The 7,295-nt window shown below is 31.2% G+C and carries 7 protein-coding genes; 4 read left to right on the top strand and 3 right to left on the bottom strand.

What is annotated here, in order from left to right:
• The first annotated feature begins 448 nt into the window (after positions 1 to 448).
• Positions 449 to 901 carry a GNAT family N-acetyltransferase gene (locus tag Q0U66_RS04800; protein ID WP_297378056.1) on the top strand — a complete coding sequence of 151 codons (453 nt, stop codon included), beginning with the start codon at positions 449 to 451 and terminating at the stop codon, positions 899 to 901.
• A gap of 479 nt (positions 902 to 1,380) precedes the next feature.
• Here the strand turns inward: Q0U66_RS04800 and Q0U66_RS04795 are convergent, their stop codons facing one another.
• The 3 genes from Q0U66_RS04795 to Q0U66_RS04785 all read right to left on the bottom strand — a co-directional run bounded on the left by Q0U66_RS04795 (position 1,381) and on the right by Q0U66_RS04785 (position 4,029).
• Positions 1,381 to 2,343: a zinc ABC transporter substrate-binding protein gene (locus tag Q0U66_RS04795; protein WP_297378053.1), complete on the bottom strand. Its 963-nt coding sequence runs from the start codon at positions 2,341 to 2,343 to the stop codon at positions 1,381 to 1,383.
• Between the two features lie 82 nt (positions 2,344 to 2,425).
• A complete protein-coding gene (locus Q0U66_RS04790; protein WP_297378050.1) occupies positions 2,426 to 3,286 on the bottom strand; it encodes a metal ABC transporter permease in 861 nt (286 codons plus the stop codon).
• Positions 3,286 to 4,029 (bottom strand): ABC transporter ATP-binding protein, encoded by a 744-nt coding sequence (locus tag Q0U66_RS04785; protein WP_297378047.1) that lies wholly within the window; start codon positions 4,027 to 4,029, stop codon positions 3,286 to 3,288. Before Q0U66_RS04785 ends, Q0U66_RS04790 begins: the two co-directional genes overlap by 1 nt.
• Before the next feature lie 327 nt (positions 4,030 to 4,356).
• Between Q0U66_RS04785 and mvk the strand changes: the two genes are divergently transcribed.
• From mvk to Q0U66_RS04770, 3 genes are all read left to right on the top strand, one after another.
• Positions 4,357 to 5,277, top strand: a complete 921-nt coding sequence (gene mvk, locus Q0U66_RS04780; RefSeq protein WP_297378044.1) for a mevalonate kinase — start codon at positions 4,357 to 4,359, stop codon at positions 5,275 to 5,277.
• Positions 5,277 to 6,257 carry a diphosphomevalonate decarboxylase gene (mvaD, locus tag Q0U66_RS04775; protein ID WP_297378042.1) on the top strand — a complete coding sequence of 327 codons (981 nt, stop codon included), beginning with the start codon at positions 5,277 to 5,279 and terminating at the stop codon, positions 6,255 to 6,257. Before mvk ends, mvaD begins: the two co-directional genes overlap by 1 nt.
• On the top strand, positions 6,251 to 7,295 hold a 1,045-nt coding region (locus Q0U66_RS04770; protein WP_297378039.1), incomplete at its 3' end, for a phosphomevalonate kinase. The genes mvaD and Q0U66_RS04770, both read left to right, overlap by 7 nt.

Genomic DNA, 7,295 nt, shown 5'->3' with positions numbered 1-7,295 from the left:
ATCAAACAGGACAATATCCAAAGAACTTATTATGGGCCATGTGAAAATTCACTTAGGTGTCCTTGACATAGGTAGTAGTTTAAAGGCCTATAATAGTTGTTATTTTTTCTTTTTTTATTTGGACACTCAATTCGTTAATAACGATTTGATCGTCATATCCAACCTGTATATCTTTGATTGCAATCATTACCACACCTCCCGCGAATGATAATCGTTATCAATTAAATGATAACAGCAAAAAGAGAAATTTTCAATGAATATAAAATTTATTCGCGAACATTTTTGCATCATTTAATTTCTAATTGTAATAAAATAAATGATAATTAGATTTAATTGACTATCGACCGTCTTATACATATTATTTAAACTTTCTCTGATATAATTTATAGTACACAGTATGGTATTTTTGATAAAAAAGATATTTTTATAAGAAAAGGAAGGAAATAAAATGAGTGATGTAATGATAATCAGAAAGTATCAACACACTGTAATTGATGTCTTAGTAGATATTTGGTATAAAACTTCAGTAAAAGCACATTATTTTATTAGGGAAGAATATTGGAAATCTCAAATCAAGGAGATGAAAGAAAATTATATTCCCATGTCAGAAACATATGTAGTAACTAGAGATTTGAAAATTATAGGTTTCATTTCAATGTTAGACAATTATTTAGCGGCACTTTTTATTGATATAGAATATCAAGGAAATGGAGCAGGAAAAAAGCTACTAACTTTTATAAAGGAGCGAAGAAATATAATTCAGTTAAAAGTTTACAAAGAAAATATCTCTGCCGTTCAATTTTATTCGAGAAATGGATTTGTAATAAAAAATGAAGGAACAGATCACCTTACTGATCAAGCCGAATATTTAATGGAGTGGAAACAATCTAGTAATCATTAAATAAGATAATAGAGGGAGATTCAAAAAGTCCTGTAAAAATGTCACGTCAGGTCATTATGCATTCCGTTCCTCATGTATTCCATTGCGGGAAAACTACACGATGCCTTGAATTTCTCGATTCTTTTTGTACACACTCATATGTTATTTTATAAAGAAAAAACTTTACTACATATTTAAAAAACATGTAGCAAAGTTTCAATTTTTTTAACAATTGGATCGTTTCAAATCTGTTATACATTGTAAAGTGCCATATAAATTATATAAAATACTCTAAATGAAAAATATCAACTAAAGGGGGAAGTTAACATCTTCATCATTTATTTCAGATCTTATTCTGCTTTTCAAAGTATTTCCATTATCATTTAAAATAATAATTAAAATGGACAATCTACATGATAGATCTGTATTTTATGTTGCATCAGTGCAATAATGAATATCATAACCATTCTTTAAAATCTAATACTTAAAATTATTTAATATTATTTTTTGAGCCCGTCAAATATTACGTCAATATTATATTTTAGATATTTAATATACGTATCTACCTCTTCACCTGGTTTTCCAATTTCGTCTGAGTAAATGGGCTTTTTGTAAATATCTACTCCAGATTCTTTAGATACAGCTTCCATTGGTCGTGAATCTACATTTGATTCTAAAAATAAGATAGGTACATTGTTCTTATTAATAAACTCAATTAATGATGTGAGCTGTTCTGGTGAACCATTTTCTTCTGTATCAATTTTCCAAATACATGCTTCTCCCATACCATAACGGTCAAGCATGTATTGGAATGCGCACTCACTCGTTACTAATATTTTGTTTTCTTCTGGGAGTTTTCCAAGTCTTTCCTCATATTCCTTTTCAATTTCGTTTAGTCTGTCTAAATAGTCACTTGCACGTTTCTCATAATATTCTTTGTTATCTGGGTCAACTTCTATCAATGCATCACGCATATCTTCCGCCATGTGAATACCTACAACAGGGTCAATGAAGGCATGTGGATTTATTTCTTCTTCTCTCGTTGCTTCATCACGTAAATACATAGGTTCGATTCTCTCTGTAAGACTATATACTTTATCTTTATCTTGTTCTACAGAATCTATCATTTTAAAGAACCACCCTTTTTCTCCACCTTCTAAATTCAAACCATTATAAAATAAAATATCAGCATCTGTTGCTTTCTTAATATCTTCAGGAAGTGGTTCATATTCATGAGGATCTGTCCCTGTAGGTACTAAGTTATGGACATCCACTTTATCCCCACCGATTTCTCGGACCATATCTGTGATAATTGTAAATGAAGAAACAACTTGTAATTTTTCTTGCTTATTGGCTTCTTTAGAAGACGTTTTACCTTCTCCTTCCGTATCTTTTCCACCACATGCTACTAATAACACTAAAGTGAAACTAGCTACAATGATTACCTTTAAAAGATTTTTCATAATTTTCATAATTTTCTTACGCTCCTTTTATTTTACTTCTATTTATTTTACTTCTATGGACATCTCTTACATAATTGATGTCTTATTTTTCAACAGCTATTTTTCGTCTATGCTTTTTTATCATTCGCCAAATAACTCCTTGTTTTGGTGAAAGAAGAAATATAAGCGAAAAAATAGCGGTAGCGACTAATACAATAATTGGACCGGATGGTAGATTGTATAAAAAACTAATATAAAGTCCAATCACGGATGAAACTGCGCCAAAAAAGGCGGCTAAACATATCATTGTTGATAAACGATTCGTTAATAAGTAAGCTGTTACCGCAGGTGTAATTAACATTGCGACAACAAGAATTACTCCTACTGTTTGTAGAGAAGCAACAGTTACAAGTGTAAGTAGTACCATAATCCCGTAATGAATCATACGTACTTTTAAGCCATATGCTGCAGCCATCGTTTCATCAAAACTAGAAATAAGTAATTCTTTATAAAAAAGAAAAACGGCTAGTAGTACAACTGCACCTACTATAAGAGTGATCATCATATCAGAGGTACGTACGGATAAAACATTCCCGAAAAGAATTTGTGTTAAGTCAGTCGCACTTTGAGCAGCTGTGATTAGAATGATTCCCAGTGCAAACATGGCAGAAAATACGAGTCCGATCGAGGAATCATTTTTTATACGGCTGTTTTGACTAATGAATCCAATTCCTAAAGCAGTTAATACACCCGTCACGACAGCACCATAGAAGAAATTAATTCCTAACATATAGGATATAGCCACACCGGGTAAGACGGCATGTGAAATAGCATCTCCCATTAAAGCCATACCACGTAATACGATGAAACTCCCAATTACACCACAGATAATACCGACCATGATGGAGGTAACAAATGCCTTTTGTAAAAAATTATAGACCATTAAATCATGAAAAAACTCCACTATACTCCTCCCCCCAAACTTGCAGATAATCCAATCCTCATCTTAAAGCATTTTTCCATATTTTCTGGTCGGAATACTTTATTTACTGGTCCAGCACCATATAATTCCTTATTAATTAAAATTAAGTCATCAAAATAAGTTTCCACTTTAGATAAATCATGGTGCACAACAAATATTGTTTTTCCTTGATCACGTAGTTGCTTCAGAATCTTAATAATAACTTCTTCACTAGCTACATCAATTCCGACAAATGGTTCGTCTAAGAAAAAATAATCTGCCTTCTGTGCTAAAGCACGCCCAAGGAATACACGTTGTTGTTGTCCGCCTGAGAGTTCTGCGATTTGTCTCGCATTAAAATTTTGCATGCCAACTTTTTCTAAACATTGAGCTGCCCACTCTTTTTCTTTTTTCCCCGGACGCTTGAAAAGTCCTAGATGCGGATATGTCCCTAACAACACAGTGTCTCTTACAATAATCGGAAAATCCCAATCAATATTACTTCTTTGTGGAACATAAGCAATTTTTTTTCGAACATGTTCAATCGACTTCCCACATATTTCAACATTACCACTGTCTTTTGGAATTAACCCCAAGACAGCTTTTAACATTGTAGACTTTCCAGCTCCGTTTGGTCCAACAATTCCGATTAACTTACCTGTTTCAAATGAAAATGAAACATTTTTCACTACTTCATTTCCGTAGTAAGAAACATTTAAATTATTGACATTTACCTTACAGTTCATAACTTTCACCTCACCATTTTACCCTATCTGTAGGCTTTTTATTTGATTGACATCCTACTAATAAGACTAAAGCTAATAAAAAGCTTGCTAGTCTACTAATTCTTTTTTTCATATTTACCTCCGAAAATTTTTAGGTGCACCTAATTTATTAATATATTAGCATTACTTTTTCATTAATGCAAATAAAAAATTAGGTAAACCTAAATTTATATGCAAGTTATTAATAAACGATAACAATTTATTGTTTTACAACAAATAATCTGATAAAATTGTATAACAGATAAGAGTATTAGAGATTTAAATTAAAAATATAAATAATGGTGACTTATGAAAATAAAAACACATGGTAAAATAATATTAATAGGCGAACATTCAGTAGTTTATGGCCAGCCAGCAATAGCTATACCCTTTATGGATAGGGAATTAGAATTAAGAATAGAAGATTCTGATGAAAACTACTTATCTTCTGATTTTTATAATGGTAAAATAAAAGACTTAGATGGAAGATTACTTGGCTTTAAAAAGCTAATAAAGACTTTTACAGACAAGTATAAAATATCTGATAAAGTTAAAATAATGATTAAATCAGATATTCCACTTCAAAGGGGAATGGGCTCTTCTGCTTCTATTGCTGTGGCTATAGCCAAAGGCTTGTATGAATATTTCAAAATAGATTATGATATAGATAAGATTATAGACTTAGCAAATATATCTGAAAAATATGTACATGGAAACCCATCAGGCATTGATATAGAAACAATAGCCAGGGATAGGGCTATTTGGTATATAAAAAATAAAGAAACTATAGATTTTCCAATAGATTTGGATGGATACTTAGTAATCAGTGATAGTGGCATAAAAGGATCTACTAAAGAAGCTGTAGCAGATGTAAGAGCCTTGTATGACAGTGATGATAAATATAAATCTTATGTTGAAAGCCTTGGTGAATTAACTTTTTCAGCTAAGCAAGCTATCAAGGAAAATAATTTAAAATCACTTGGTGAGATTATGGATAAGGCGCAAGTATACTTAAGAGAATTAAGTGTTTCAGATCCTATTATAGAAGAGATGATAAGATTGTCTAAAGATGCAGGAGCCCTAGGAGCCAAACTTACTGGTGGGGGTAGAGGTGGTTGTATGATAGCCTTAAGCCCTGATATAAAAACAGCAGAAAAAATAAAAGAAAAGTTAAAAGCTTTAGGCAAAGAAGTATGGATATCTGATCTTAAAAAATTAAAGGAAGAATAATGAAAAAATATAAGGCAAAAGCAAATGCGAATATTGCGTTGATTAAATACTGGGGTAAGGAAAATGAAGAGTTAATTATTCCTAACACTTCATCCTTGTCTCTTAGTCTTGAAGCATTGTATACAGAGACTAAGGTATCTTTTATAGATTCTGATAAAGATAAATTTTATTTAAATGACCAAGAACAAGCTAAAGACGAATTGGAAAAAATTTCTAAATATATTGATTTATTTAGAGATTTAGCTAAGAATAACAAAAGAGTTTTAGTTGAGTCTTATAATCACGTACCAACAGCAGCAGGACTAGCATCTTCAGCTTCAGCTTATGCAGCCTTGGCAACAGCTTTAGATGCTTTATTTGAAACTGATTTAAGTAAAAAAGATCTTTCTATAATGGCGAGAAGAGGGTCAGGATCTGCCAGCAGGTCCATTTATGGCGGCATAGTAGAATGGGAGAAGGGACAGGATTACGAAAGTTCCTTTGCTAAAAAAATAGATAATCCTGGCTTAGACATGGCTATGATAATAGTTTTAGTTAATAAAAATAAAAAGTCAATATCATCCAGACAAGCTATGAAAACAACTATGGCTACTTCACCTTTATATGAAAGTTATATTAACCATTCAAAAGAAGATTTAGAAGCTATAAAAGAAGCTATAAAAAATAAAGACTTTAATAAAGTTGGTGAAATTACCGAGCATAATGCCATGCAAATGCATGCAACAATCATATCAAGTAATCCGCCTATTATCTATTTTGAAGAAGATTCTATAAAGGCTATAAATAAGGTTAGAGAATTAAGAACTAAGGGAATACCAGCATACTTTACTATGGATGCTGGGCCAAATGTAAAGATTTTAATACAAAAATCTGATGCAGATAAGGTTATGGAAGAATTATTAAAAGACTATAAAGAATCTGACTTGATTTATAGCGATATTGCAAGTGAAGATGCTAGTGTAGAGGTCTTAGAATGTTAGAAGTAAAAGTTCCGGGTAAGCTTTATTTAGCAGGGGAATATGCTGTTGTTGAACCAGGCCATAAGGCAGTAGTCATGGCTATAGATAAATTTATTAAAATAAGAATTTCCTATTCAGAAATTGGTCAAATCCATGTAGCTGGTAAAAAACCTATACAATATTACCGAAAAAATAAGAAGATAATTTTGGAGGATGAAGACCAATACTATAAATATGTTTTAAAGGCTATGGAAATAGCTGAAGAGTTTTTACAAGCTAAAAAATTTGATTTAGAATACTATAGGTTAGAAATATTTTCAGACCTTGATTCAGAAAAGCATAAGAAATATGGTTTAGGATCTTCTGGAGCTGTAGTAGTTGCAACTATCAAAGCCATTTTACAATATTTTTCTTATCACTATTCTAAATTAGATTTATTTAAGCTATCAGCCTTGGCTACTATTTTACTTAATCCTAAATCATCATGTGGAGATTTAGCAGCATCAGTTTATACAGGATTGATAAAATATCAATCATTTTCTAGATTTGATATTTTAGAAAAATATAAAAAAACTGATATATTATATATTATAGATAGAGAATGGGAATATTTAGATATAGAAAAAATTAATATGAACAATACTTTGGATGTAGAAGTTGGATGGTCAAGAGAAGAGGCTTCAACAGAAAAATTGGTCGATAAATCAAGAGATAAGTTAGATAAAAATTATATGGAGAATTTCTTAATAGAATCAGATGCTATAGTAGAAAATGTTTCTTTAGCGTTAGAAGAAGGAAATTTAGACCTATTGAAAGCAGAAATAAAAGCAAATAGAGACTTATTAAATGACTATGCAAAGGCTACAGGATTTAAGTATGAAATTGATAAATTAAAAATATTGATTAATACAGCTGTTCTTGTAGGATATGCTTCTAAAGCTTCAGGTGCCGGTGGAGGGGACTGTGGCATAGCTATTGGCTTAGTTGAAAATAAAAAACAATTGATTGAAGAATGGGAAAAAGCAGGAATAATTAACCTAGATTTAAAAATATTTGAGG

Source organism: uncultured Helcococcus sp., assembly GCF_946998255.1.
Classification (GTDB): domain Bacteria; phylum Bacillota; class Clostridia; order Tissierellales; family Peptoniphilaceae; genus Helcococcus.
This window is presented reverse-complemented; position numbering and strand designations above follow the sequence as displayed.